20 protein-coding genes and 1 pseudogene are annotated in these 26,117 nt (G+C 71.5%); 19 read left to right on the top strand and 2 right to left on the bottom strand.

Going from position 1 to position 26,117, the window contains the following annotated elements; all coding sequences use genetic code 11:
* Positions 1-78 precede the first annotated feature (78 nt).
* Positions 79-1,284: a fatty acid desaturase family protein gene (locus tag ACYQ02_RS08290; protein WP_460039979.1), complete on the bottom strand. Its 1,206-nt coding sequence runs from the start codon at positions 1,282-1,284 to the stop codon at positions 79-81.
* A 644-nt stretch (positions 1,285-1,928) separates the two neighbouring features.
* Here ACYQ02_RS08290 and ACYQ02_RS08285 point away from each other — a divergent pair.
* From ACYQ02_RS08285 to ACYQ02_RS08240, 10 genes and pseudogenes are all read left to right on the top strand, one after another.
* Positions 1,929-2,978, top strand: a pseudogene (locus ACYQ02_RS08285) (ABC transporter ATP-binding protein).
* Positions 2,965-3,783: an ABC transporter permease subunit gene (locus ACYQ02_RS08280; RefSeq protein ID WP_460039978.1), complete on the top strand. Its 819-nt coding sequence runs from the start codon at positions 2,965-2,967 to the stop codon at positions 3,781-3,783. Before ACYQ02_RS08285 ends, ACYQ02_RS08280 begins: the two are co-directional and overlap by 14 nt.
* Before the next feature lie 218 nt (positions 3,784-4,001).
* Positions 4,002-4,691: a TetR/AcrR family transcriptional regulator gene (locus ACYQ02_RS08275; protein ID WP_460039977.1), complete on the top strand. Its 690-nt coding sequence runs from the start codon at positions 4,002-4,004 to the stop codon at positions 4,689-4,691.
* 390 nt (positions 4,692-5,081) lie between these two features.
* A complete protein-coding gene (locus ACYQ02_RS08270; protein WP_460039976.1) occupies positions 5,082-5,780 on the top strand; it encodes an RNA polymerase sigma factor in 699 nt (232 codons plus the stop codon).
* Positions 5,777-7,720, top strand: a complete 1,944-nt coding sequence (locus ACYQ02_RS08265; protein WP_460039975.1) for a sigma-E factor regulatory protein RseB domain-containing protein — start codon at positions 5,777-5,779, stop codon at positions 7,718-7,720. The genes ACYQ02_RS08270 and ACYQ02_RS08265 overlap by 4 nt, the downstream gene beginning before the upstream one ends.
* A 308-nt stretch (positions 7,721-8,028) precedes the next feature.
* Positions 8,029-8,364 (top strand): hypothetical protein, encoded by a 336-nt coding sequence (locus ACYQ02_RS08260; protein ID WP_460039974.1) that lies wholly within the window; start codon positions 8,029-8,031, stop codon positions 8,362-8,364.
* A gap of 187 nt (positions 8,365-8,551) precedes the next feature.
* A complete protein-coding gene (locus ACYQ02_RS08255) occupies positions 8,552-9,319 on the top strand; it encodes a GNAT family N-acetyltransferase (RefSeq protein WP_460039973.1) in 768 nt (255 codons plus the stop codon).
* A gap of 171 nt (positions 9,320-9,490) precedes the next feature.
* Positions 9,491-9,715 (top strand): hypothetical protein, encoded by a 225-nt coding sequence (locus tag ACYQ02_RS08250; protein ID WP_460039972.1) that lies wholly within the window; start codon positions 9,491-9,493, stop codon positions 9,713-9,715.
* Between the two features lie 240 nt (positions 9,716-9,955).
* Complete coding sequence (locus tag ACYQ02_RS08245; protein ID WP_460039971.1) at positions 9,956-10,441, top strand: peroxiredoxin; 486 nt, start codon at positions 9,956-9,958, stop codon at positions 10,439-10,441.
* A 131-nt stretch (positions 10,442-10,572) separates the two neighbouring features.
* A complete protein-coding gene (locus tag ACYQ02_RS08240; protein WP_460039970.1) occupies positions 10,573-11,130 on the top strand; it encodes a GNAT family N-acetyltransferase in 558 nt (185 codons plus the stop codon).
* Positions 11,131-11,313: 183 nt separating this feature from the next.
* Here the strand turns inward: ACYQ02_RS08240 and ACYQ02_RS08235 are convergent, their stop codons facing one another.
* Entirely contained in the window at positions 11,314-12,780 is a 1,467-nt protein-coding gene (locus ACYQ02_RS08235) for an MFS transporter (protein ID WP_460039969.1), read from the bottom strand.
* A gap of 390 nt (positions 12,781-13,170) precedes the next feature.
* On the opposite strand from ACYQ02_RS08235, the gene ACYQ02_RS08230 reads away from it, so the two are divergent.
* The 9 genes from ACYQ02_RS08230 to ACYQ02_RS08190 all read left to right on the top strand — a co-directional run bounded on the left by ACYQ02_RS08230 (position 13,171) and on the right by ACYQ02_RS08190 (position 25,990).
* Entirely contained in the window at positions 13,171-13,842 is a 672-nt protein-coding gene (locus ACYQ02_RS08230) for an SIMPL domain-containing protein (protein ID WP_460039968.1), read from the top strand.
* Between the two features lie 395 nt (positions 13,843-14,237).
* Entirely contained in the window at positions 14,238-15,869 is a 1,632-nt protein-coding gene (locus ACYQ02_RS08225) for an ABC transporter substrate-binding protein (RefSeq protein ID WP_460039967.1), read from the top strand.
* A gap of 43 nt (positions 15,870-15,912) precedes the next feature.
* A complete protein-coding gene (locus ACYQ02_RS08220; protein ID WP_460039966.1) occupies positions 15,913-16,941 on the top strand; it encodes an ABC transporter permease in 1,029 nt (342 codons plus the stop codon).
* A 28-nt stretch (positions 16,942-16,969) separates the two neighbouring features.
* Positions 16,970-17,818 (top strand): nickel transporter permease, encoded by an 849-nt coding sequence (gene nikC, locus ACYQ02_RS08215; RefSeq protein ID WP_460039965.1) that lies wholly within the window; start codon positions 16,970-16,972, stop codon positions 17,816-17,818.
* A gap of 85 nt (positions 17,819-17,903) precedes the next feature.
* Positions 17,904-18,875 (top strand): ABC transporter ATP-binding protein, encoded by a 972-nt coding sequence (locus ACYQ02_RS08210; RefSeq protein WP_460039964.1) that lies wholly within the window; start codon positions 17,904-17,906, stop codon positions 18,873-18,875.
* A gap of 199 nt (positions 18,876-19,074) precedes the next feature.
* Entirely contained in the window at positions 19,075-20,460 is a 1,386-nt protein-coding gene (locus ACYQ02_RS08205) for an ATP-binding cassette domain-containing protein (protein WP_460039963.1), read from the top strand.
* A 27-nt stretch (positions 20,461-20,487) separates the two neighbouring features.
* Complete coding sequence (locus tag ACYQ02_RS08200) at positions 20,488-22,779, top strand: hydantoinase/oxoprolinase family protein (RefSeq protein WP_460040333.1); 2,292 nt, start codon at positions 20,488-20,490, stop codon at positions 22,777-22,779.
* Positions 22,780-22,785: 6 nt separating this feature from the next.
* Positions 22,786-24,423 (top strand): hydantoinase B/oxoprolinase family protein, encoded by a 1,638-nt coding sequence (locus ACYQ02_RS08195; protein WP_460039962.1) that lies wholly within the window; start codon positions 22,786-22,788, stop codon positions 24,421-24,423.
* A 13-nt stretch (positions 24,424-24,436) separates the two neighbouring features.
* Positions 24,437-25,990, top strand: a complete 1,554-nt coding sequence (locus ACYQ02_RS08190; RefSeq protein ID WP_460039961.1) for a hydantoinase/oxoprolinase N-terminal domain-containing protein — start codon at positions 24,437-24,439, stop codon at positions 25,988-25,990.
* The last annotated feature ends 127 nt before the right edge of the window (positions 25,991-26,117 follow it).

Genomic DNA, 26,117 nt, shown 5'->3' with positions numbered 1-26,117 from the left:
GCCATGCCGGTCGCCGCCATGGAGGAATGCCGTCCAAATCTTCACATAGCCTTCGCCCGCCCTCCGCGGCCGTAACGGTCACGGCGTGGTTGTCCTGGGCGCCACGCCGCCACGACGGCGGTTGCGGCGATCTGCGGTGCGCGTCGCAGGCCGTTCCGCAGACGGCCCCGGTGATTGCGGAGGAGCGGTGTCGGACGCAGGGGCGGCGGGCGGAGAGAGCTGCGTGCCATCCGTCAAGCCGGCGAACACGGGCAGTGGGGCGGGCACGGAGTGCGCGCGGTTCCCTGTTCCGGCCCCGGCCAACCGCTCGAGCCCGTGGCCGAGCACCGGGTATACCTGCTGCCGCACCGGGTCGATCAGGGCCGTCGGCCGCTCGTAGACCCGGGGCGTCGTGCACACCAGCCACAGGGCGCGCCAGTGCGGCATCTCGTGGTAGCGATCCGGCCACAGGGTCTTGCACCACCGCTTAACCAGCGGCGCGTACTTGCTGCTGAGGCCGGGGAACACGTGGTGCTCCGTGTGGTGCGAGAAGTTGAAGTGCAGGACGTCGACCCACCTTGGGACCGTGACCGAAAGGCTGTTGGCCAGGGGATCGTTGACCGGCGTCAGCGGGCTCAGCAGGTGATTGGTCACGATGTAGCTCATGACGGCGAAGTTGGCGACCAGCAGCGGCACGAGGTAGGCGAACACCCAGTCACCGAACCCGATCCAGGCGCCGAGGGCCACCCAGCTCGCCACCGGCAGGAGGAACTGGGCCACCACCACCGGCCGCTCGCGGCGTGGCATCTCGGGCAGGAAGCGCCGCAGCATCTGGACGGAGTGCAGCGAGAACCACACGCTGAGGGAGAGCAGCGTCAGCACCGCCCGCACTGGCGGCGCGATGCGGTAGACGTACTGCAGGGCCGGGCGGGCGTGGAACTCCTCCAGGGTGTGCATGGCGTCGGGGTCCTCGCCGTGCTCCTGGGTATGGCCGTGATGCTCGACGTTGTGCCACCGCCGCCAGAGCCGCGGGCCGATGGCGAAGGGCCAGAGGCAGATCTGGCCGGCCAGGTTGCGCAGCCAGGGCGTGCGCACCACGCTGCCGTGCAGCACCTCGTGGCCGAACAGGCCTAGGCTCGCGAAAGCCTGGCCGATGACCACCGCCAGGGCGAGATCCATGCCCCAGTGCAGGTCGAACCGGGCGACCGCGACGATGCCTGCCACGGCGACGGCCACCAGGGGGAGCAACCAGAGGATGCGCCACGGCTCGGGCTGGAAGATGTGGCGGGGCAAGACACGCTTCAATGTGCGCGTGTACTCGCCCAGGGGTTGGAGGGTTGGTTCGGGCGAAGTCGCGGCCGTTGCGTCGGGTGCGAGAGGATCTCCGTCGTCGGGGTGGGATCCGGCAGAGGACGGGATGCCCTCGGGGGATCCGTAGGGGCGGCGCCGTGGTTCCGGCGTCGTCAGCATGTCTCGGCGTCCTTTCGTCTGCAGCGCAGGCCTGGCGGGCTCGACTCCCGGCGTGCTTCCCGCACCGCGTCTCCCTCGCCCGGCCAGCCTGGTGAAAGCAGGCGACTGGTGCGAGTTCCTCCATCATATGCGGGATCGGCGCCGCTGTCGAGGTTTTGCTGTTGAGACCATATAGCCGGAACGCGGCGAACCGCCAGCCGGTCGGGGCCGCGGATCCGTAGCGCGCCAGCCACGCCGAGCCGGCTGGCCCCCGGGGGGACCGGCGAATCCGGCTTACCCGTCCGGTGACCGGGGATGGCAACCCGAAACGGCAACCGGCGCCGGCAACCACCGGCCTCCACCGCTCGTGCCCACCGTTGCGGACGCCGCCGGATGGACCCGGCGTTCAAACGGGTGCTACCCTCAAACGGGTGTTACCACGGAGGCGTGCTGGATGGACCCGCCGTCGTCAGCCAGGGCACGGTGCAACCGGCCGCCCCATGCAACCGCCCGCCCCACCGGTGGATTCCCGTTGCAGTGGATTCCCGTTCCGGGCCACAGGCGAGCCCGCGGTGCAAGGAGGTGCTCCCATGCCCGCCGCCATCGTTATCCGCGGGCTGACCAAGTACTACGGCAGGAGGCGCGGCGTCGAGGACCTCGACCTGGAGGTGGAAGAGGGCGAGATCTTCGGCTTCATTGGCCCCAACGGCGCCGGCAAGACCACCACCATCCGCACGCTGCTGGGACTGGTTCGTCCCACGTCGGGCAGGGTGGAGGTGTTCGGGCGGCCGGTCCGGCCGGGCGGCGGGCCCTGGCTGGCCCAGGTGGGGTACCTGCCCAGCGAGGTCGGCTACTACCCGGACATGACGGGCCAGGCGCTCCTGGACTACGCCGCCGGCTTCTACCGGGTCGTCGACTGGCGGTGAGTGGCCCAGCTGGCCGAGCGCCTCCAGCTGGATCTCTCCCGACCCGTCCGCACCTACTCCCTGGGCAACCGCAAGAAGCTGGGCATCGTCCAGGCCCTCCTGCACCGGCCGCGGCTGCTCATCCTGGACGAACCCTCCAGTGGCCTGGACCCGCTGATCCGGGCGGAGCTGTTCGAGATCCTGCGCGAGGTGAACGCGGCCGGTACGACCATCTTCTTCTCCACCCACGTCCTCGACGAGGTCGACCGGCTCTGCCACCGGGTGGCGATGATCCGCGACGGGCGCCTGCTGCGGGTGTCGACCGTCGACGATCTGCCCGGGCGGCACATGAAGATCGTGACCCTGCGGCTGGAGGGGGGTGCGCCGCTGCCGGGTGAGCTGCTGGCCCGATTGGGCGACCCGCGGCCCGAGCCGGTGCCCGGCAAGCCCGGCACGTACCGCCTCCTGGTACGGGCGCCGGTGCAGGAGCTGGTGGCGGCCCTCGCCCCGCTGACGCTCGAGGATCTGAATATCGCCGAGCCGGGCATCGAGGACGTGTTCCTCACCCTCTACCGGTCGGGGAACGGCGAACCGGATGGTGCCCCGACCGCCACGATGGGAGGACGACGGGATGAACAGCCGTAGCGGCCTGGGGATGATCCTTCACGTGGCCCGGATGGAGCTGCGCCTGTCCCGCCGCGCGCTGCTGATCTGGACCGCCGTGCTGGTCGGCATCGTCGCGCTCTACCTGGGCCTGTTCGAGTCCATCCAGGACCCGGTGATGGTGGAAGCGCTCAAGGCCATGCCCGAGAGCCTGCTCAAGGCCTTCAGCTTCACCCCGGCGATGATCGCCGACGTCAACAGCTACTATGGCGTGTACATCATGGGCTACCTGGTGCTCCTGGCGACCATCTACGGCCTGATGCAGGCGGGCGGCAGCGTCGCCCGGGAACCGGATCTGGGGGCGGTGGAGTTCCTCTACACGCGGCCCGTGACCCGGCGTCAGGTGACGGTCGCCAAGATCGCCGCCTTCGTCGGGGGGGCGGTCGCCCTCTGGGTGGCGATCCTGGTCGTCAGCACGCTGGTGGGGTGGGCGGTGGCCGGCGACGCCTACGACCTCGGGCGCCAGCGGTGGACGCACCTGGCGGGGTTCTGCGCTACCCTGGCTGCTGGCGGCGCCGGGTTCGTCCTCGCGCCCTTCTTCCCCCGCGCCCAGACCGCCATCTCCGCCGGGGTCGGCGTCGGGCTGGCCTCCTTCGTCCTCCACGCCTTGAGCCAGGTCGCCGACCGCCTACGCCCCATCGGCTACCTCAGCCTGCAGCGCTACGCCGCCATCGACCGGGCGGCGGCGGGGGATCCCGACGTGGGCGGCCTGCTCGTCCTGGTCGCGGTCTTCCTGGTGGGCTCGCTGGCCGGTACGATGATCCTCGAGCGGAAGGACTTCTCGTGAAAGGGCTAGACGGGGGTTCGTCCATGCCAGGCGACGCCACTTCCCAGGGTGACGGCACGTCCCACGGCGGGAGCGGTGGTGGGACTGCCGGCGGCAGCACTGGTGGCGGGATTCCCCGCGACGGGAACGGAGACGGGACGACCCGCCAGCGCAGCGGCGGTGGGCCTCCTAGCAGCGGCACCGCCGGCCGAGGCCGTCTCGCGGGCGGCGACCGCCTCGTGAGCCGTGGCCGTCGGCGCGCGGCTCCACCATCGGCGCGGCGGGGCCGGGATGGGACCGTCCCGGCGAGTACGGCCGATGCCAGTCCCCGCGAGCGCATCCTCGACGCGGCGGTGGCCGAGTTCGCGGACCACGGCTACCTGCGGGCGTCCCTGAGCCGCATCGCCCGGCGGGCCGGCGTCGCCAAGAGCCTGGTGCTCTACTATTTCGGCAGCAAGGACGAACTCTACTCGGCGGCGGTGGACCGTGCCCTGCAGCCCATCGAAGCGGCCCTCGAGGAGGCGGAGCCGGACCTGCCGCGGGATCTCTTCGAGCGGCTCCGCCGGCTGGGGGCGATCAAGCTCCAGGTCTACCGGGACCGCCCGGACGCCTACCGGTTGATCGTCCGGTCGATGGTCGACCCGGCCGTGTCCGCCGAGTTCCGCCAGCGGCTGGCCGAAGCGGCGGCCCGGAGCCAGGAGCTGCTCTACCGTGACGTCGATACCAGCCGCCTGCGGCCGGGGGTGACGGTGGAGCAGGCCGTCGAGCTGCTGGTGCTGGTCGGCGACGGCCTCCTGCCGCGCATCTTCGCTGCCATCCGCCAGCGCCCCGACCTCGGCTACGCCGACCTCGACCAATGGGTCCAGAAGTGGGAACGCTATCTCGCGCTGGTCCGCGACGGTCTCTACAAGCCGTCCCGAGGGTCTTGAGGGGACCTGCGGTCCCGCAGCACTTGGAGAGAGGGCGTCCTGCCGTCTGGGTTTATGCCGGTCAACGGACCTCCAGCCGCGACAGAATTCGCGCGAAGGTGTTGGGGGGAGGGGGCGTGCTGCCAACCTGCTCTTGGAGAGTGGGTCCCGGTCCCCTTTCTGACCCCGTCCCGGCCCCTAACGGGCGACCCACGCTGGGAGCCCGATGCGGACGAACCCGGCGCCGCGCGTCACCGCCGGGCGCGCCTTGTCGTATTCGCCGGCGGCGGAGCCGAAGGACGTCCTCTGCGAACATCTTCCCAGCCCCGCCGCGTGACGTCCCTCGTCTTCCTGCGTTCTTCCCCTTGGAGGTACCTCCTCAAGGCCACAGTTGGGAAAGCAGGTGCAGGAATGCCCGAACGAGCGAATGCCGGATCGCCGCCTGCAGCCGGCGAGGATGCGGTCCGGCAGTGGTACGACGCGACGTGGCCCTGGCTCTACCGGTTCGTCTACGCCCGGGTCCAGAACCGCGAGGAGGCCGAGGACGTGACCCAGGAGACCGTCCTGCGCGTCCTGCGGGGTGGGCGGGCGACGGGCCGTGGTGGCTCCGGAGCGTCGGGTTGCGCCGCAGGAGCCGGCGGACCCAGCACTTCCGATCGCGCCGCCTGTGGTGCCGACCCCTCCGGTTCCGACGCCCATGGGCCGGCGATGGCGGACGCGGTGGCGGAGGCGGGACGGACGGGCTTCCCTCCGCCTGACGCCCTGGTCCGCACCGTCGCCCTCAACCTGATCCGCGACCGCTGGCGGCGGCAGCGCCGGGACGGGGCGACCGTGCATCTCGAGGCGGCCCTGTTGCAGGGGTCCGCCCCAACCCGCGACGGGACGGCAACAGACGCCGACGCGGCCGCCGTCGTCGACCGCGTCTGGCTGGAGGAACGGCTGCGCCGGTTGCCGCCCGCCTACCGCGAGGTGCTGCACTGGCGCATCGTGGTCGGGCTGTCGAGGGCCGAGACCGCCCGCCAGATGCGGCGCAGCGAGGCCGCCGTCCGCGGTTTGCAGTATCGGGCTCTGCAGGCGCTGCGGCATCTGGTGCGGGAGGTGGACCGATGATGAACGACAAGAACCGCAAGAACCGCCTAGACGGCAAGAGCCGGCCGGGGGCCGGCACGGGCCCGCTGTCGATGTGGAACGACTGGAACCGGCGTCGCTGGCGGGCCCTCCGCGAGGAGCGGCTGGACCGGATGATCGACGCCCTGAACGAGGAGCGGCGTCCCCCGGCGCCCGCGGAGCCCGAGGAGGCGGAGCTGCTGGCGGTGGCCCGCATGCTCAAGAGCCTCCGCGGTGTGCCGGAGCCGGCGGAGGGGTGGAGGCCGCGGGTCGTCGCCGGGTGGACGGGTTCGTCCGCGCAGGGGCCGGCGGTTTCCGGGCGTGGGAGCGCAGAAGCCCCGTCGGGACCCCCGTCGGCGTACGGTGGGGGCGCCAGCGGAAGAGGGCAGAACGCCGCCGGCGACGTCATCGGCACCCGCGACGCCCTTGACGCCCTCCATGCCGTTGACGCCGGAGTCAAGGAACGCTGCCGCAAAGGCGCCGGGGAGGGGGAGGGGACCGATTCCCTGGGCGCCGCCGCCCTTGGCGCGAGAGAAACGGGGGCCACCGGCGCCGGGCAGCGGAAGGGCGCTTGGACGCGCAGCCGCCGGCGGCGGGTGGGGATCGCCACCGCGGGCCTGGTCGCCGGGCTGGCGCTGGCCGCGGTCTTCGCGCCGTGGCCCGGCATCCCCGGCCTCGGAGGATGGCTCCAGGCGCAGCTGGGGCTCAGACCGGCCGCCGAGACCGATGTGGTCCACGCCATGGAGCGGGCCGTCGCCCAGCTCCGCAGCTACCATGGGGTGCTCGCGAAGCGTGCCACCAACGCCGACGGCGAGACCTGGCTGGTGCGCCGGGTCGAGATCTGGGTCGACGGCGACCGTTACGTGACGCGGGACGACACGGGCGTGGTCACGGTGCACGACGGCCGGCGCAAGTGGCAGGTTCGTCCCGCCGATCGGGTGGTGGCGGCGCTGCCCCCGCTGCCTGACGTGCGGCCCTTCGACCTGGAGGACGAGGCGCGCGCCGCCCTACGCTACCCCCACCGGGTGGTGGGCCGCGAGCAGGTCGCGGGTCGCGAGGCGATCCGGCTGCGCATCGAACCGCCGGGCGGGCTGCCCTACGACCTCTGGGTCGACGCCGAGACCCACCTGCCCCTGCGCCTGCGGACGGCGATGCAGAACGCGATCCAGACCGAGACCACCTTCGTCCGGTTCGAGGCCAATGTGGCGGTCGACCCGTCCCGCTTTCGCTTCCACGTGCCGGCGGGCTACCGCGTGGAGGAGGAGAACCCCGGGCAGCTGGTGGACACGCCCGCGGAGGCGGCGGCCATCGCCGGCTTCACCCCGCTGCTGCCGGACGAGGCGCCCCGTCGGATCCTGGCGGCTCGGGACCGGGTGGTCCTGGATTACGGCGAGACGGTGATCGTGGAAGAACCGGCCCAGGGCCCGTTCGAGCCCCAGCCGAACGCCGCCCTCGGCTCCGTCGGCCAGGACGGCGTGCTCGAGGTGTTCGGCGAGCGGCTGCGCTGGCGCCAGCAGGAACTCGAGATCACCGTCGAGGGGCCGCAGCGGGTGGAACTGGCCCGCGCCTTGGCACCGGACCTCCAGCTCCCGGACGCCGGCGGAGATCCCGGCGCCGGGCCCGGCTTCGACCCCCAAGTCGAGGTCTCCGTCGATATGGAGGTGGAGCGCAACTCCCAGCAACAGGTCGACGGCGGCCACTTTCCGTGGATGCTGGATCCCGTGCAGGTGGCGGGTGCCTTCCTCCTCGGGCGGTTCGGCGAGCAGATGGGCGGCCCCGGAGCCCTGGTCGACGAGCACATCCGCGTCGTGCACAACGACGGCGGGCGGGCCATCGTCGAGGTCCAGGTCGGCCCGGTGGCGCGGGTGTACCTGGAGCGGCTGGTGCGCCAGGACGAGACGGGGATCTGGACGGTGGTGGGTTACGATCCGCGCGGGTCGTAAGGAAGCGGACAAGAGGAACGGACGAGGCGGGACAAAAAGGGCCGGGACGAGTCAAGGCCAAGGCGGCACAACCGGCACGCCGGCCTTGCAAGTCAGGGTGGCTGCGGCGCGACCGGGACGCTCGAGCGCGGGCGGCCGGATTCCGGCGGGGCCGGAATCCGGCCGCCCGCCCCGCTTTCGTTGCCCCACCGGCGAATGCGGTCAGCGTCGTCTCCCTGCCGGAGCAGGCGGCCGTGCGCGTTTCCCGCTGGCCACGGCGGAGGTATGATCTGGATGAGGGACGCTGGCCGCCGGGAGGGGTGAGGCAGGTGCCGCTGGATGCGTTGGACACACTGCTGCTTGGCGCCCTGCTGGGGATTCCCGGCTGGGTGCTGACCATCGGGTGCGGGCTGGCGGCGCTGGTGACCCGTCGGGCAGGGTGGGTCTATGCGGCAGCGCTGTTCGCCATCGGACCCCTTGTCTACTTTGCCGCCACGCCGCGCTTTCAGTACGTGGCACCGGTGGGCATCGTGCTGGCCATCGTGGCGGTGCTGGTGCTCCGCAGGAAGGGGGACGTGCGGGCCGCCGCGGCCCTGGCGACGGTACCGCTGGTCGCTATCCTGGCGTGGATGCTGGTTTTGGCCGTGATCACGGGCCAGATCTAGGCCGATAAGGGTCGACCAGTGCGACGTCATCTACGGATCCGGTCGTAGCCCGGTCCGTAAGCGCGAAAGCAGAGGGTAGTACGGGACGCGGTAACGGACCGAGTGCCGACGGTGTTTGCACCACAGACCCTCGGCGTGGTGCGGTCCGGACCACGGGGGCAGGAACATCGCGGGGGCAGGCAACATCATGGGCATCGAGATTCGCCGGGCGATGCCGGCCGATGCGGCCGGCATCGCCCGGGTGCAGGTGGCCACGTGGCGCAGCACCTACCGGGGGGTGATCCCGGACGCGTATCTGGATGCCATGGAGGAGGAACCCCGGGCCCGGTGGTGGCAGGACGTCATCGCCCGCGACGCGGGAGATGCCGGTTCGTCCTTCGTGGTGGTGGCGGTGGATGGGGTGACCCTTGGCGGCGATGCTGGGGCCGCCGACGGGGGCGGCTCGGGCCGGGAGGCCGGTGGTGGTGCCTCCGGCGACGAATTCCGGGCGGGCAGGACGGGTGCGCACCAGGAAGGGATCGCACCGGATGCGGAACGACGGCCGGTGGCGAAACACCCGGCGGGAGCGGCCCGGACATTGACGCGGAAGGGCGATGCTCCGGTGGAAACGGCGGGGCGGGTGGTGGGCTTCGCCGCCGCCGGCCCGGAGCGGTCGGGGGACCCCGAGTTTAGCGGGGAGCTGGGCGCCATCTACGTGCTGAAGGACTACCAGGGGCGCGGCGTGGGCCGGCGCCTAGTGGCGGCGGCCGTCCGGGAACTGCTGGCCCGCGGTCATCGGTCGATGCTGGTGTGGGTGCTGGCCCAAAACCCTTACCGGCGTTTCTACGAGACCCTGGGTGGCACTCGCGTCCGTACCCGGACCATTGCGATCGGCGGGGTGGACCTGGAGGAGTGGGGGTACGGATGGGCGAACCTCGAGGGGTTGTTGCGAAGGCTGGAGGGACAGGGCTCCTGAGGAGGTCGGCGCAGCCACTGGGGTGAGACCTTACGCCATGATGGGCCGTGGTTCGACGGCGGAAATGGGTGGGATCGGATTCACCCGACCACTGGCAAACGGGCAAGCAGCAGCGAGCCGTAGAAGACAAGGGGCGTTGTACGGATCACGAACGAAGGCGGTGGGGGATGGATGTCTGTATCGTATGCCGCGCCGGGCGGACCGCTCTTGTGGGTGACCCTTTGGCTCGCGGTGGCCGTCCTTGGGCTGGTCGCGGCCGCCCGGCTTTCGGCCGGTGGGAACCGCGGCGGCCGGGGCGTCCTGTGGTGGGTGGTGGCGACGCCCCTGGCGCTCGTAGCCGCGGCCATCGTTCTCGTCCTGGTGAACGCCGTCATCGCGGTGCTGACGATGTCGTGACGCGATGAGGCCCAGGCGGGCATTGGTGCGTCGGACCACGCACCGGGGTCGGACGGCCGTCCGTTCGTGGACTGCTCCGGATCGACCGGGGCTTTCTGGGGTCCGACGGGGTTCCGACGGGGGAGAGCGGGTTAATGGGTCATGAGGTCGCCATGGCACCCCGCCATGGCACCCTTCGACCTTTAGGGCCCGTTGAACCCGTCGCCCTTGAGAGCCCGTTGAAGCAAAGGAGATGATCCCATGCTTGCCCCGGGTCACCCCGCCCCCGACTTCACCGCCGTCGACGATGCGGGCCGGCCGGCTCGCCTCTCGGATTTCCGCGGAAGGCCCGTCGTCCTGTACTTCTACCCCAAGGATTACACGCCCGGCTGCACGGCGGAAGCCTGCCACTTCCGGGACCGCCATGCCGACCTGGAAGCCCTGGGGGCCGTGGTGCTGGGCGTCAGTCCGGACCCGCCCCAAACCCACCAGGGCTTCCGCCAGCGGCACCGCCTGCCGTTCCGCCTCCTTGCGGACCCCGACCGGAGCCTGGCCGCCGCGTACGGGGTGCGGCGGGACCTACCCGTCATCGGCCGGTTCGTCCCCCTGGTGGACCGGGTGACCTTCGTGATCGGGCCCGACGGGCGGATCCTTGGGGTGCTTCGGGGGATCCCGCCCAACCGTCATGCGGAGAAGGCGCTCGAGCTGCTTCAAGGCGAGTTGCAGGTTCCAACGAAACGCGGATGAGACTGCGACCCCCACTCCCGCGACGTCGCCCCCAGTCTGCCGTTCCACTCATCTCACTGCTTACTTACTTTCTTTGACTTACTTATTCGACTACGTGTCGGTCGGAATGGGGGAGGAAAGGGGCGACCGCTTTGAAGATTGTTCGGGTTGAACGGGCGAAGATCACTCGTTACCGCGATGGCATCCTAAAGGTCTATCGGGAGGCATTCTCTGCCCCGCCCTATTGTGAAGGACCGGAGCACTTCGAGCGGTTCAACACCTCACTGGCTTCGCACCTGGAACGCCCGGGGTTTCACTGCTATGTTGCTTTGGAACCCGACGGTGACAAGGTAGTGGGGTTCGCCTACGGGTACAGTGGACTCCCCGGTGGCTGGTGGTGGGACACAGTAGCTTGCGCCCTGGACAAGGAGAGCGTCGTACGCTGGTTGGAAGGCTGCTTCGAGTTTGTCGAGTTGGCCGTCATGCCGGCATACCAGAGGAAAGGAATCGGGACACTGCTGCACAACGCCCTTCTCGACGGCATCCCGAACCGAAAGGCGGTACTCTCCACCCTGGATGCGGATACCCCCGCCCGTCGATTGTACGAGCGCATGAACTGGACAACTTTGCTGAAGGACTTCCGCTTCCCGAGCGGAACCACTCCGTACGTGATCATGGCTCGGGATCTGACAGCGCGGAATGATGGGTGAGGCTGCCCATGAGGAGAGCACTGCTCGGCCTCGGGAGGGCGCGGGCTTGAACCGGTCACGGTCGGTGCGACGTCGGTTTGATGTCGGTTTCGCCGGGGCTTGGGTGACGAACTTCCTCCCGTCCAATCTCGTGATGGGGGCAAGGTGGCGGTCACCGTCACAGGTCAGGCCTTGCCCGGCAGCCTAGCTACTGACTCCGCGGTCCGATCGGGTGCGAACCCGGACGGCCGCCAGCGCCGTGACGGCATGGACCACCGCCAGGATCCCGAACAGGACTCCCAGCCCCCACCGCTCCCCTGCATAGCCCAACACGGGGAAGGAGGTCAGCGACAACGCCGCCCAGAGCGTGTTGGCGGCGGACAGCACCGTGCCCCGAAGGTGGGCGGGTGCCGCCTCCAGTAACCGCGCGTTGAAGGTCACCTGGCTGGCTCCACCCGCCAGGCGGTGCAGCACGAGGCCCCCCACGGCCAACGCCAGAGCTGGGTTCAAGAGCGCCAATCCGCCGTCCGGTTCTGCGGGGCCCGTGACGACGCGATGCGCACCGACGCTCGGCACCGCAGCCAGGGCCCGCAGCAGGGCCCCGGCTGCCAAAAGCCACGGAATCAGTACGAACACGGCCCGCCGCGGCCCGCGCCACGCCCCGGCCAGCCGGGCCCCGGCCATGGTGACCAGCGAGGCACCGGCCAGAAGGGTCGAGACGGCACCCGGACTGGCGCCGAGGGCCAGGAGCAAGGGCTGGGTATATTCGGTGGCCGCGGCCGATCCCGCCCAGGTCAGGGCGACCACGACAACCAGGGCCAAGGTTTGCCAATGCCGGCTCGCGACGGTCCATGTGGACCGGGCCAGGGACCATCGCGATGCGAGCGATGCCAGCAAGTCGCCGCGCCTCACCCCGGCCCCGCCCGCCCCGTGGAGAACGGGACCGGAACCCCCACCCGTGCGGGGGAGTCCTGCCGCCACGATCATCCCCGTCGCCGCCACCGCCGCTTCCAGGGCGTAGAGCCATTGGAAGGACCGACCGGCGACCAGGCCGCCGACCCATCCGGCCAGCAGCGTGCCCGTGGCAGTCAGGGTGACGTAGGTGGCCAGCAGCCGGTCGAAGGCGGCAACCTCGCGCGGATGGCCGTCAGGGCCGGTTCTTCCGGGCGGGGATGGCGACTCGGCCGGGTCCCGGTTTTGAGCCGCCTCGGCCGCCGCCCCAGCCACCTTCTCGGCCACCTCCCGGAAATAGGCCAGGTTCGTCCCGGAAGGAAGGGTCCGCGCCAGGCCCGTCAGGGCTGCCGACGCCAGCACGACCCCCAGGTTCACCGGATAGAGCAAGAGCAGGGCGGCTGTCGCCTTGCAGGCCATCCCGGCCACCAGGAAGGTGCGGCGTCCCAGGCGGTCGGCCAGGTACCCCGACGGCACCTCGGTGGTGAACATGGTCGCCTGGTAGACCACGTACACCAGGGATACCTGCGCCAGGGAGAACCCGTGGCCCAGCAGGTAGAGCATCCACACGAACTGGTCGAACTGCACGGCTTCCAAGAGCCCGTAGACGTAGAATCGGTAAAGGGGGAGCCGGTGCCGGTCCGGGCGGATGCGGAAGAACCGGCGCCGGTGGGGGCCCTTGGCGGTGACCTGCCCCGGATGGTAGGGCTCCACGTCCATCGACCGCTTCCCCTTCGAATCACGAACCGGCCGAATGCGAATCTACGCACCACCCGAATACGAACAACGCCGAACGTCAAACAACATTGGAATTGGCCGCAGACCTGCGGGAACCTGCCGCGCCATCGCCCGGTACTGGGTGCCACGAAGTGATTGCTTCCAAGGAACGGACATGGCAAGCCTCCTCGATAACGTGGAGGGTTGGCTCCGAGGGTTGGCTCCGGCGGCGATTGCAGGCGGGCAGGTTTACGGGCCTGCCCATCTCTGGACACCGCACGTCGGCCTACCGATTACTTCCCGTAGATCCGGGGTCACTACAGGCGGTCCTGTTCCCGTGGCGAACCGGTTCTCCGTGGCAGTTCATACCACAAGATGCAAGGAGGAGCCGACATGTCGCCGGATGCCGAATCCCGCCAACCCACCCTCTTCGCCACCGGCTACGGAAGGGTCTCGGTCACGCCCGACGTGGCGGTGCTGCGGTTCTACGTCTACAGGACGCATCCCACGAACCACATGGTCGCCTACCGGGAGGCGGTCGCTGCGGCGCAGCAGGTCATCGCCGCCCTTCGGGATGAGGGGCTCGCCGACGACGACTTGCGAACTGTGGACATCGAAACCAACACCCATTACCACACCGACCGCCAGGGCCGCCGGCACCTGATCGAACACGAGGTCCGGTACGTCCTGGAAGCCCGGGCGCGGGACTTCGAGCTGGCAGGCAAGCTGATCGGACGCGCCCTGGCGGTGGGGGCCAGCGAGGCCACCTTGTGGGGGCTTGAGGTCTCCGACGTGCGGGACCTAGAGCTGCAGGCCGTTGCAGAGGCCGTCCGGCACGCCCGGGAGCGTGCCGAGGCAGCCGCGCGGGCGGCCGGGGTCCGGCTCGGCCCGCCCCTCCGGATGAACCTGCGCCTGAGCGGCCACGGTGGCCGCTACGGCTACCGCGATTCGTACGCGGTGTATGCGGCGGGACCCGCGGACGAAGCTTCGGCGCCCATCACCCCCGGTAAACGGGACATCGGCGCCGAGGTGGAGGTGACCTTCGCCCTCGAGCCAAACAGGTGACGCCCCGATGAACAGGTCGAAGTCCCCCAGGTGACGGACCAGGATCCCATGAACCCCTTCGGGCGAGATCGTGTCGTACAGGGGCACCGCGGGCGAGACCGCGTCTTACAGGTGACCTTGGTCCCTTCCAACCCTTTCGCTTCGCCCCTGGATCCACGCCCTTCGCCGCCAGATCCCCAACCGGCCGCCGGGAGGCACCGAACCGTCGAGTCCTGGCCCAGGGCGAGCCTCTTACCGAAAATTCCCGCTCGTTTGTTGCATTCAAATCGCAAATTTTTGTCCGGCGCAGCAGGACTCGTCCGCCGGCTACCGAATCTCCTTGGCCATACACCCGGGCCGGATGGCGCGTGCTGGCGCACGGGCGGGCATTGCGGCCCAAAAGGGGAGGGAACGCGGTGGCGCTGTGGGGTCGATGGGGCCGGCGTTGGGCCACGGCGGTGGCCGCCCTGGCGGCCGCGGCGGTCCTGGTGACGGGCTGTGGCGGCTCGGCGGGCCAGGCCGGCGGATCGGGCGGATCGGGCGGCGGGAGCACCGGAAGCGGCAAGAGCGGGGACGGGGCCGCCGACGTGGCGGTTTACGCCAGTTCTTCCGAGGTCATGGTCTTCTGGGATCCGGCCGACAGCTTCTCCAACGAGATCATCGCCATGAACAACATGTACGAGACCCTGGTGCGGGCGAAGCCCGACGGCACCGTGGAGCCCCTGCTGGCCACCTCGTACGAGAGCTCTCCCGACGGCCTGACGTGGACCTTCCACCTCCGGCAGGGGGTCAAGTTCCACGGTTCGGGCGACGAGATGACTGCCGAGGACGTGAAGAAGTCCATCGAGCGGACCATCCAGCGGGGGCAGGGGGCCTCCTTCATCTGGGCGCCGGTGGATTCCATCGAGGTGGCGGACAAGTACACGGTGGTCTTCCACCTGAAGTACGCCGCGCCACTGGACCTGATCGCCTCGGCGGGCTACGGCGCCTTCATCTACGACGTGGACTACGCCGAGTCCCAGGGCGGCACCGACTGGTTCAACGCCGGCCACGACGCGGGCACCGGCCCCTACACCGTCCAGTCCTGGACCAAGGGCGGGGACCTGGTCCTGACCCGGTTTGACGACTACTGGCGGGGCTGGGACGGCCCTCACTTCAGCCACATCGTCTTCCGGACCATTGAAGAACCCGGCACGCGCCGGCAGGCGGTGGAGGCGGGCGAGGTCGACTTCGTCAACCAGCTGCCCTACGACAGCCTGCAGGCCCTGTCCAACCACCCCCAGGTGGAGGTGGTGACGGCGCCCTCCTTCCAGAACCTGCTGGCGCTGGTGAACGTGCAGAAGCTCGACCGCCGGGAGGTGCGGGAGGCCCTTGCCTGGGCCTTCCCCTATGAGGCGGCGGTGCAGGACGTGGCGGCGGGGTACGCGACCCAATCCCGCGGCGTGGTGCCCACGGGTCTCTGGGGCCACTCGGCCGACCTGCCAGCCCGCACCCAGGATCTCGACAAGGCGCGGCAACTGCTGGAGCAAGCCGGGGGCGTCGATCACGAGCTTCTGATCACCTACACCTCGGGCGACGACGCCCAGCGGCAGATCGCCGAGCTCTACGCCGCCAACCTGCGCAGCTTGGGCCTTGAGGTCGAGGTCCGGGGCATGCCGTGGGAGGCCCAGTGGGATCTGGCCAAGTCGCCTCAGCCGGAGCAGCGCCAGGACATCCTGCTGTTCTACTGGTGGCCGGAATATCCGACGCCGGATACCTTCTTCCGCAGCATGTTCCACAGCGAGGACGAGATCGTCTTCAACCTGTCGTATTACAGCAATCCGGAGTTCGATCAGTTGATCGACCAGGCGGCGACCCTGGCGGCCACCGATCGCGACCGGGCGGCGGCCCTGTACCGGCAGGCCGACCAGATCCTGTTCGACGAGGTGCCGGTCATCCCCATCTACGACCTCAAGTACGCCCGGGTCAAGAAGCGCTCGCTGAAGGGCTACGTGGACAACCCGGCCTATCCCAACGTGGTCTTCTGGTACGACGTGCACCGCGAGTGATGCCCGGCTCACGAACCAAAATCGGGGCAGGCAGGTGGACGGGTTGAGTTCGGGGTTCGGGCGCTACATCTTAAGACGCCTCCTCCTGGCCGCGGGTGTGCTGGCCGGGGTGACGGTGGTCACCTTCCTGGCCGCCCAGGTCATCCCGGCCGACCCGGCGGCCCGCTGGGTGGGCCCCCACGCCACGGCGGAACAGATCGCCCGGGCACGGGAAGAACTCGGCCTGGACCGGCCGCTGCCCATCCAGTACGCCGACTACATCGGCCGGCTGCTGCGGGGCGACTGGGGGACGGCGGTGGTCACCCACCAGCCGGTGCTCTCCGACCTGCTGGCCTTCCTGCCGCCGACCCTGGAGCTGGTGGTGGCCAGCACCCTGCTGGCCCTGGTGATCGGCGTGCCCCTGGGCGTGGTGGGGGCACGCTACCGCGACCGCGTCCCCGATCACCTGTCCCGGATGCTGGCCATCGCCGGGGTCTCCATGCCGACCTTCTGGCTGGCGCTGCTCTTGCAGCTGGTGTTCTTCCGGAAACTGGGCTGGTTCCCGCTGCAGGGGCGGCTCGACACCACGTTCCAGCTGCTCCATCCCGTGCCGTCCATCACCGGCGCCTACGTGCTGGACGGCCTCTTGACCGGCGACTGGGCGCTGGTCGTCGAGGCGGGCCGGCACCTGGTGCTGCCGGCCCTGGCCCTGGCTGCCTACCCCATCGGCCTGGTGATGCGTATGGTCCGGGCGGCCATGAGCGAGGTGCTGGCGGAAGACCACGTGCGCAACGCCCGGGCGCTGGGCGTCGGCGAGGGAACGATCCTCTTCCGCTACGCCTTGAAGCCGGCGCTGGGCCCGGTGCTGACGGTGGTGGGCCTGTCCTTCGGCTACTCGCTGACGGGGGCCTTCCTGGTGGAGGCCGTGTTCGGCTGGCCGGGATTGGGCCGCTACGCGGCCAGCGCCCTGGTGGCCGGCGATTACCCGGCCATCATGGGCGTGACGATCCTGGTGGCCACGGCCTACGTGCTGATCAACCTGGTGGTCGACGTGGTGCAGGCGTGGCTCGACCCGCGCATCGCCTTGCGGTGAGGCGGCCTTCGGGGGAGGTGGCGGACGGATGGCACTCTGGCGTCAACTCTGGAAGAACCCGCTCACCGCGGCGGGCCTCTTGCTGGCTTGCCTGCTGCTGGCAGCCGCCCTGCTGGCTCCGGTCCTGGCTCCCTACCCCGGCGATGCGGGCGATGCCGTCCACCCCGACCAGCGGCTGCAGCCGCCGGGTGGAGCCCACCTCCTGGGTACCGACGACCTGGGGCGCGATCTCTTGTCCCGGATCCTTTTCGGCGCCCGGCTGTCGCTGCGGGCGGGGCTCTTCGCCATCCTCCTGGCGGTGCTGATCGGCGTCCCCTTGGGCGCCCTGGCCGGCTATGCGGGCGGCTGGCTCGATGAGGCCATCATGCGGGTGACCGACGTGTTCCTGAGCTTCCCGCCCCTTTTGCTGGCCATCGTCTTCGCGGCCATGCTGGAGCCTTCGATCAACAGCGCCACCCTGGCCATCGCCCTGTCGTGGTGGCCCTGGTACACCCGGCTGGTGCGGGGCGAGGCCGTCAGCCTGCGGGAGCGCCCCTTCGTCGAGGCGGCCCGGGCCGCGGGTGTCCGGCCCCTGGCCATCATCGCCCGCCACATCCTGCCCAACGCCTGGGTGCCGGTGGTGGTGCAGGCGTCGCTGGATTTCGGGTCGGTGATCCTCACCTTTGCTGCGCTGTCCTTCCTCGGCCTGGGCGCCCAGCCGCCCGAACCCGAGTGGGGCCTGATGATCAACACCGGCCGCACCTTCTTCCTCGACCACCCCTGGTACGTGACCTTCCCGGGGCTGGCGATCTTCCTGACGGTGCTCGCCTTCAACCTTCTGGGCGACGGGCTGCGGGAAGTCCTCGACCCCAAGGGGATCCGGCGGGTGGGGTTGTGACGCGGCGGGCGGGTTGGGGTTTGGATTCGGGTTTGACCCACGGCTTCGCGGTAGCTGCATACGAGGCGCGGGAGGAGGTCGACCCGTGGGGGCGCTGCTGGAGATCGAGAACCTGACCGTGGATTACCGGGTGCCCGGCGGGTGGCTCAGGGCCCTGGAGCTGGAGGCCCTGGAGGTTGACCGCGGCCAGGTGGCCGGCTTGGTCGGGGAGTCGGGCTGCGGCAAGTCCAGCGCCGGCCTTGCCCTGTTGCGCTTGCTGCCCCCGGGCCTGACCCGCGTGGGCGGCGTGGCCCGCTTTGCTGGGGTGAACCTGATCCGCCTGCCCGACGCCCAGATGCGCCGGATCCGCGGGCGGCGGATCGCCATGGTGTTCCAGGATCCGGCCACCGCCCTCAATCCCGTGTTCACCGTGGGCGAGCAGGTGGCCCGGGTGGTGCGCCTGCACCACCGGGTGCCCTGGCGGGAGGCTTACCGGCGGGCCCAGGCGGTGTTCGAGCTCGTCGGTTTGCCCGATCCGGAAGCGATGCTGCGCCGCTACCCCCACCAGTTGTCGGGGGGCCAGCGCCAGCGGGTGGCCATCGCCGCCGCCGTGGCCTGCGAGCCCGAACTCCTCATTGCCGACGAACCCACCACCGCCCTGGACGTCACCGTGGAGGCCCAGGTGCTGGAGCTCTTAGCCGGCCTGCAGCGGCGGCTGGGCATGGCGATGATCCTGATCAGCCACGACCTGGAGCTGGTGGCCCGCTACTGCCAGCGGGTGGCCGTCCTCTACGCGGGTCGCGTGGTGGAACAGGGCCCGGCGGCGGACCTGTTCGCCGAGCCGTGGCATCCCTACACCCGGGGCCTGCTAGCCTCGGTGCCCCGGCGGGGCCGGCCCCTCAAGCCCATCCCGGGGACGGTGCCGGACCTGCGGCAGCCGCCGCCCGGGTGCCGGTTTGCCAGCCGCTGCCCCCTGGCCCAGCCGGCCTGTCACCGCCACGACCCGCGGCTGCAACCGGTGGGGAGCCGGGGTGTCGCTTGCCCCGTGGTGCTGGAAGGGGGGCTGGCCGGTGCCTGAGGCAAGATCCGGGTCGGCAGAGCCAGAGGCCCCGCAACGGGCACTCCCCGAGCCGCCGTTCCTCGAGGTGCGGGGCCTGGTCAAGGCGTTTTCTGTGCGGCGGGGCGGGTTCTTCGGCTTGGGAAACCGGCTGCAAGGCCGGCGGGCCCGCCTGGGTACACGGGGGACCGGTGCTGGAATCGGACAGGCCGGCACGGGAATGCGGCAGGCGGGTCCCGAGACCGGGCAGGGTCGAACGGGGATCGGGCGGGCCGGCGGTGAGGTGGAGCGGGCAGGAGCCGGGGGTGTACGGGCAAGTGCCCGGCCGGCCCCGGTGGGCGCCTCCGGCCAGGGGCCCGTACCGGGTTCCACCCTGGCTCCCGCCGGTGCGCTCCGCGCGGTGGACGGCGTCGACCTGCTGGTCCCCTACCCCGGGGAGACGGTGGGGATCGCCGGCGAATCCGGGTCCGGCAAGTCGACCCTGGCCCGGCTGATCCTGCGGCTCATCGAGCCCACGGCGGGGTCCGTCTGGATGGAGGGCGTGGAGGTGACCGCCCTCCGCGGCGAGCGGCTGCGGCAGTGGCGGCAGCAGGCCCAGATGGTGTTCCAGGACCCCTGGTGGTCCCTGGATCCGCGCCAGCGCCTGGGCGACGCGGTGACCGAGCCCCTGGCCGCCCACCGCCGCCTGACCCGGTCCGAGCGCCGCCGGGTGGCCGAAGATTTGCTTGAGCAGGTAGGCTTGCCGGCAGCCTTTGCCGCCCGCTACCCCCACGAGCTCTCGGGCGGCCAGCGCCAGCGGGTCGGCATCGCCCGGGCCCTTTCGGTCCGGCCCAAGCTTCTAATCCTGGACGAACCCACCTCGGCCCTGGACGTGTCGGTCCAGGCCCAGATCCTGCAGCTGCTTGAGCAGCTGCGCGAGCAGCACCGGTTGACGTACCTATTTATCTCCCACGATCTGCGGGTGCTGGAGTACCTGTGCGACCGGCTGGTGGTGATGTACCGGGGCGTGGTGGTGGAAGAGGCGCCGGTGGACGAGCTCTTTGCCCGCCCCCGGCACCCGTACACCCGCACCCTGCTGGCGGCCCGCCATGGGGGGCCTGGTATCCCGCCCAGCGGCGTCCCAAGCCTTGCGCCCGGTGTGCCGGCCATCTTGCCACCGGGCGCCCCGCAGAGCCTGTGGCCCGGCGTCCCACCCATCTCGCCGCCCGGTGCCGCGCCCGGTGTGCCCGCCGCCGTCCCGCCCGGTCCTGCGCCCGGCGGGCCACCTGGTGTCTCGCCTAGCGCCGGGCCCGGCGTCCCGATCGGCGGCCCGGTCCCCGCCGGGCTGAATGGGGCCGGGACCGCCACCCTAATCGGGCAGCCCGGTGCGGGGTGCCGCTACGCCGGCCGCTGCCCCTGGGCCCGGCCTCGCTGCTTCGCAGAGGCGCCGGCGCTCCGGCCTCTGGAACGGCCTCCGGCAGGGGACGGTTCCACCGTCACGGGAGCATCCGGGCCTCCTGCTGGCGGGGGGCTCCCGGCCGGCCTCGGCCAGCCCGATGCCGCCCTGGCGGTCAAGGCCTACCGGCCGGTGCACCGGGTGGCCTGCCACTACGCCGAGGAATTTTGACGGGGGAGGAATGCCGCGGTGTGGCGCATGGCCACCGACGTGGGGGGCACCTTTACCGACCTGGTGGCGGTGGATGAGACCTCAGGCCAGGTGGTGACGGCCAAGGCACCGTCCACCCCGCCCGACTTCAGCCGCGGCACCCTGGAGGTGGTGGCCCGCTCGGGGATCGACCCGGGCACGGTGGCCACCTTCGTCCACGGCACCACCGTGGTCATTAACGCCATCACCCAGCGGCGCGGGGCCCGGGTCGGCCTGATCACCACCCGGGGGTTCCGGGACGTGCTGGAGATCGGCCGCGGCAACCGCCCCGACCTGTACAACTTCGCCTTCGTCAAGCCGGAGCCCCTGGTGCCCCGCCACCTGCGGCTGGAGGTCACCGAGCGGGTCGATCCGGCCGGCCGGATCGTCACCCCCCTGGCTGCCGACGAGGTGCGATCCGCCGCACGCCGGCTCCGGGAGGCCGGCGTGCAAGCCGTGGCCATCGCCTTCCTCCACTCCTATATCAACCCTGCGCACGAGCGGGCCGCCGCCCGCCTGGTCCAGGAAGAGTGGCCGGACGTCGAGGTCTGCACCTCGTCCGAGATTAGCCGGGAGTGGCGGGAGTACGAGCGCACGTCCACGGCGGTGCTGAACGCCTACGTGCGGCCGGTGGGCCGCCGGTACCTGGAGGGGCTCGAGGCCCAACTGCGGCAGCGGGGGCTGGGGGGGCGCGCCTACGCCATGCTCTCCGGTGGCGGCCTGGCGCCCTTTGCCCGGGCGGCGGCGGCGCCGATCCACCTCTTGGAGTCGGGGCCGGTGGCCGGGGTGACGGGAGCCGCCATGCTGGGGCGGCTCATCGGCCGGCCCAACATCATCGCCTTCGACGTCGGCGGCACCACGGCCAAGGCCTCCCTAGTGCAGGAGGGTCGTCCCTCCATCCGCACCGACTACCGGGTCGAGGCCACCCCGACCTGGCCCGGATACCCCGTCCAGGTCCCCGTGGTCGACATCGTGGAGGTGGGGGCGGGCGGCGGGTCCATCGCCTGGGTCGACCCGGCCGGGGCGGCCCGCGTGGGGCCCATCAGCGCGGGCGCGGACCCCGGGCCCGTAGCCTACGGCCGGGGTGGAACGGAGCCGACCCTGGCCGACGCCAACCTGGTGGCGGGCCGCTACAACCCCTTCAACTACCTGGGGGGCGAGCTGGCCCTGGACGTCGATGCCTCCCGGGCGGCCATCTCGGCCCTGGGCCGGCGGCTGGGTCTTGACCGGGATGCCTGCACCCTGGGCATCCTGCGCCTGGCCGAGGCCGTGATGGCCAAGGCGTTGCGCCTCGTCTCCCTGGAGCGGGGCCTCGATCCCCGGGATTTTACCCTGATTGCCTTTGGCGGCACGGGACCGGCCCACGCCGCCGCCCTGGCCGCCGAGCTGCGGATCCCCGAGGTGGTGATCCCGCGGCATCCCGCGGTGTTTTCGGCCTGGGGCATGGCCATGGCGGATCTGCGGGTCGACCGGGTCCAGACCCTGCTGGCGCCCATGGAGCCGGGCGCCCTGCCCCTCCTCAACGGCACCTGGCGGGAACTGGAGCGGGAGGTGCGGGAGGCGCTGCGCCACGAGGGCGTCCGCCGGCCCGTGCTGTACCGGCAGGCCGCCATGCGCTACGCCGGCCAGGAGCACACGGTGACCGTCCCGGCGACCGCCGGCACCTGGACGGCGGTCCACCTGCAGCGGATGGTCAACCGGTTCCACCGCGCCCACCGCCACCGCTACGGCTTTCGCCTCGACGCCCCGGTGGAGGTGGTGCGGCTGCATGTCACCGGGGTGGTGATGTCGGAACGCCACCTGCCGGCGATCAATGTGCCCATGGCCGACCTGCCGCCCGCCACCCTGCCGGCGGTGGCGGGGGCTGCCCTGCCCGCTGCCGGCGGGTCCGGGGCCGGTATGCGGGACGGGCGCCGGGCCGGAGCGGAAGCCGCCGGGGGGAAGCTCCCCGGCGGCGTGGTGGCCCGCGGGGCGGTCCCCGGCAACGTGGTGGCCCGCGGGGCGCTCCGGGGAGAGATGGCGTCCGGCGGGGCGGCATCGGGCGGGATCCTGGGCGGTGGCAGCCTGGCCTCCGCTGCCCTGGCCGAAGCGACCCTCTCCGCCCGCCTTGGCAGCCGGCCTTGCCTGCTGCCCGGCGGGTGGCGCGACGTCCCCGTCTACGACCGGGACCGGCTGCCGCCCGGCGCCCGGCTGGAGGGCCCCGTTTTGATCGAAGAACCGGCCACGGTGACGGTGGTTCTTCCCGGGCAGACGGTCACCGTGGACGTCCTGGGCAACCTCTGGATCGCCACGGGGGTGTGACGGGCGGTGGATCCCTTCACGATCGAGGTCATCAAGGAGGGCTTGCAGGCCACGGCCCAGGAGATGTTCATCGCCCTGGGACAGTCCAGCCAGAGCCCGATCATCTACGAGGTGCTGGACTACGCCACCGGCGTCACCGACGGGCAGGGGCGCCTGGTCGCCCAGGGGCAGGGCGTGCCCGGGTTCATCGGCTGCCTGGACTTCGCCGTGCGGGAGGCGCTGTCCCGGTTCGGCGACCAGCTGCACCCCGGCGACATCGTGGCCTTGAACGACCCCTTCCTGGGCGGCGGCACCCACCTGTCCGACGTCACCCTGCTGATGCCCGTCTTCGCGGGGGGCCGGCGGGTGGCCTTCGTGGCCAGCAAGGCCCACTGGACGGAAGTGGGCGGGATGCACCCCGGGTCCTGGAGCCCCGACGCCACGGAGGTCTACCAGGAGGGCCTGCAGCTGCCCTGCGTCAAGGTGGTGGAACGCGGCCGGACGAACCACGCCCTGCTGGACGTCATCGCGGCCAACGTGCGCCTGCCCGAGCAGACCCTGGGCGACTTCTGGGCGCAGGTGGCCGCCCTCAAGGCCGGAGCCCGGCGCCTGGACGACCTGTGCCACCGCTACGGCGTCGACGGGGTGCTGGAGGCCATGGACGCCCTCCAGCGCCAGGGGCTGGCCATCACCCGCCAGGCCCTGGCCGCCATCCCTGAAGGCGTATACGAAGCCGAGGACTTCATCGACGGGGACGAACTGGCCGGCGCCGACCGCCTGCCCGTCCGGGTGCGGGTGACGGTGCGAGACGGCCGCATGATCTGCGATTTCACCGGTTCGGCGCCCCAGGTGCCCGGACCCCTCAACTGCACCCGCTCGGTGCTGATCTCGTCGGTCCGGGCCGCCTTCAAGGCGGTGACCGATCCCGCCTTTCCCGCCTGCGACGGCTGTTTTGAGCCCCTGGAGGTGGTCTGCCCGCCGGGCACCATCTTCACGGCCCGGCGGCCGGCGGCGACGTCCACCTATTTCGAGGTGGACCAGATGGCCTGCGACCTGGTCCTCAAGGCCCTGGCCCCGGTGGTTCCCCACCGGCTGACGGCCGGCCACTACCTGTCGGTCTGCGGCACCCTGCTGGCCGGGCGGGGGGACGACGGCGCCGACTGGCTTCTGGTCGAACCCCAGGTGGGGGGATGGGGCGCCGCGGCCCACCGGGACGGCACCGCGGCCCTGTTCAACATCGGGGACGGCGAGACCTACATCCTGCCCGCGGAGGTGGCCGAGGCCCGGTATCCCGTCCGCCTCGAGCGCTTTGCCCTCAACACCGAACCGGGCGGCGAAGGCCGTTACCGGGGCGGCTTCGGCTGCGTGCGGGAGTACCGGGTCCTCGCCCCGGCTTTCCTGACGGCCAGCTTTGGGCGCCACCGCACCCCGCCCTGGGGCGTGGCCGGCGGGCGGCCGGGCACGCCCAACCGCATCCGGGTGCTGGATGCTGCGGGGCGGCTGCGCTGGGAGGGGGGCCGGGTGGCCCGCCTCCCTCTGGAACCCGGCGACCGGGTGGTGCTGATCACCGGCGTGGGCGGCGGCTGGGGCCCGCCCGAGGCCCGCGACCCCGCGGACATCGCCCGGGATGCCGCCTGCGGGTACGAGCGCGAGCCGGTGGAATAGGGGAGGATGACCGTTGCGCATCGGCATCGACGTGGGAGGAACCAACACCGACGCCGTGCTGCTGGACGGTAGCCGGGTGGTGGCCTGGCACAAGGCGCCCACCAGCCCCGACGTCACGGCGGGCATCGCCGCCGCGGTGCGGGGGGTGCTGCAGGCTGCCGGCTGCCGGCCCGGTGCGGTGCAGGCGGTGATGATCGGCACCACCCACTTTGCCAACGCGGTGGTGGAACGCCGGCTGGAACCGGTGGGGGTGATCCGCATCGGCCTCCCGGCTACGGCGGCCCTGCCGCCGCTGGTCGACTGGCCCCGCGATCTGGCCGCCTGCGTGGGCGATCAGGTCTTCCTGGTCCGGGGAGGGCACGAGTTCGACGGCCGGCCCATCGCCCCCCTGGACGAACCGGCCCTGCGGGCCGCCGCCCGCCGGCTCAAGGCGGAGGGTCTCAAGGCGGCCGCTGTGACGGCCGTCTTCTCCCCCGTCGACCCGTCGGCGGAAGAACGGGCCCGGGCCATCCTGGAGGAGGAATACCCCGGCCTGCGGGTCACCCTCTCCCATGCCATCGGCCGCGTGGGGCTGCTGGAGCGGGAGAATGCGACCGTTCTCAACGCCAGCCTGACGGCGCTGGCGGGCCGGCTGGTGGAGGGGTTCCGCGAGGCCCTGAGGGAGCTGGGCCTCCACTGCCCGTTCTACTTCACCCAGAACGACGGCACCCTGCTGTCCGCCGATGCGCTGCAGCGCTACCCCGTCCGCACCGTGTCCTCTGGGCCCACCAATTCCATGCGGGGCGCAGCCTTCCTTAGCGGCCTGCGGGATGCCGTGGTCATCGACATCGGCGGCACCACCACCGACGTGGGCGTGCTGGTGCGCGGCTTTCCGCGGCCCGCGGCGGCCACGGTGACCATCGGCGGCGTGCGGACCAACTTCCCCATGCCGGACGTCCTGTCGGTGGGGCTGGGCGGCGGCAGTTATGTCGAGCCGGAACCGCTGCGCATCGGCCCCCGTAGCGCCGGCTTCCGCATCCGGGCCGAGGCCCGGGTCTTCGGCGGGGAGCGCCTGACCGCCACGGACCTGGTGGTGGCGGCGGGGCGGGCGGAGGTGGGCGACCCGGCCCGGGTGCGCGACCTCCCTCCGCAACTGGTGGCGGACGGACTGGAGCGGATGGCCCGCATGATCGCCGACGCCGTCGACCGGGTGAAGACCAGCGCCGAGCCCGTCCCGGTCATCGCCGTGGGGGGAGGCTCCATCCTCATGCCGGACCACCTGCCGGGCGCCGCCCGGGTGGTTCGTCCGGATCACTATGCCGTGGCCAACGCCGTGGGCGCGGCCATGGCCCAGGTGGCGGGCGAGGTGGAGCGGGTGGTGTCCTTGGAGGGGATCCGCCGCGAGCAGGCCCTGGCCGCCATCCGCGGCGAGGCGGTGGAACGGGCCCGGGCCGCCGGCGCCCGGCCCGAGACCATCGAGGTGGTCGACCAGGACGAGGTGTCCCTCGCCTACCTGCCGGGCAATGCGGTGCGGTTCCGGGTCAAGGCCGTCGGGGACTTGACGCTGGCGCCGGCTCGCCCGGCGTGAGGCCCGGCGCCCGTGGCCCTGGGACCGCCGCCGGGCAGGCCGCGAAGGCCACGAAGGCCACGGGGCAGCCGCCGGGGTTCCCCGGCCGGAGGGCGCCGTGGAACCCGCCCGCCGAACGACCTTTGTG

This window comes from Thermaerobacter litoralis (assembly GCF_054654595.1).
The sequence above is the reverse complement of the archived record's forward strand: the minus strand, read 5'-3'. Positions and strand labels throughout refer to the sequence as shown.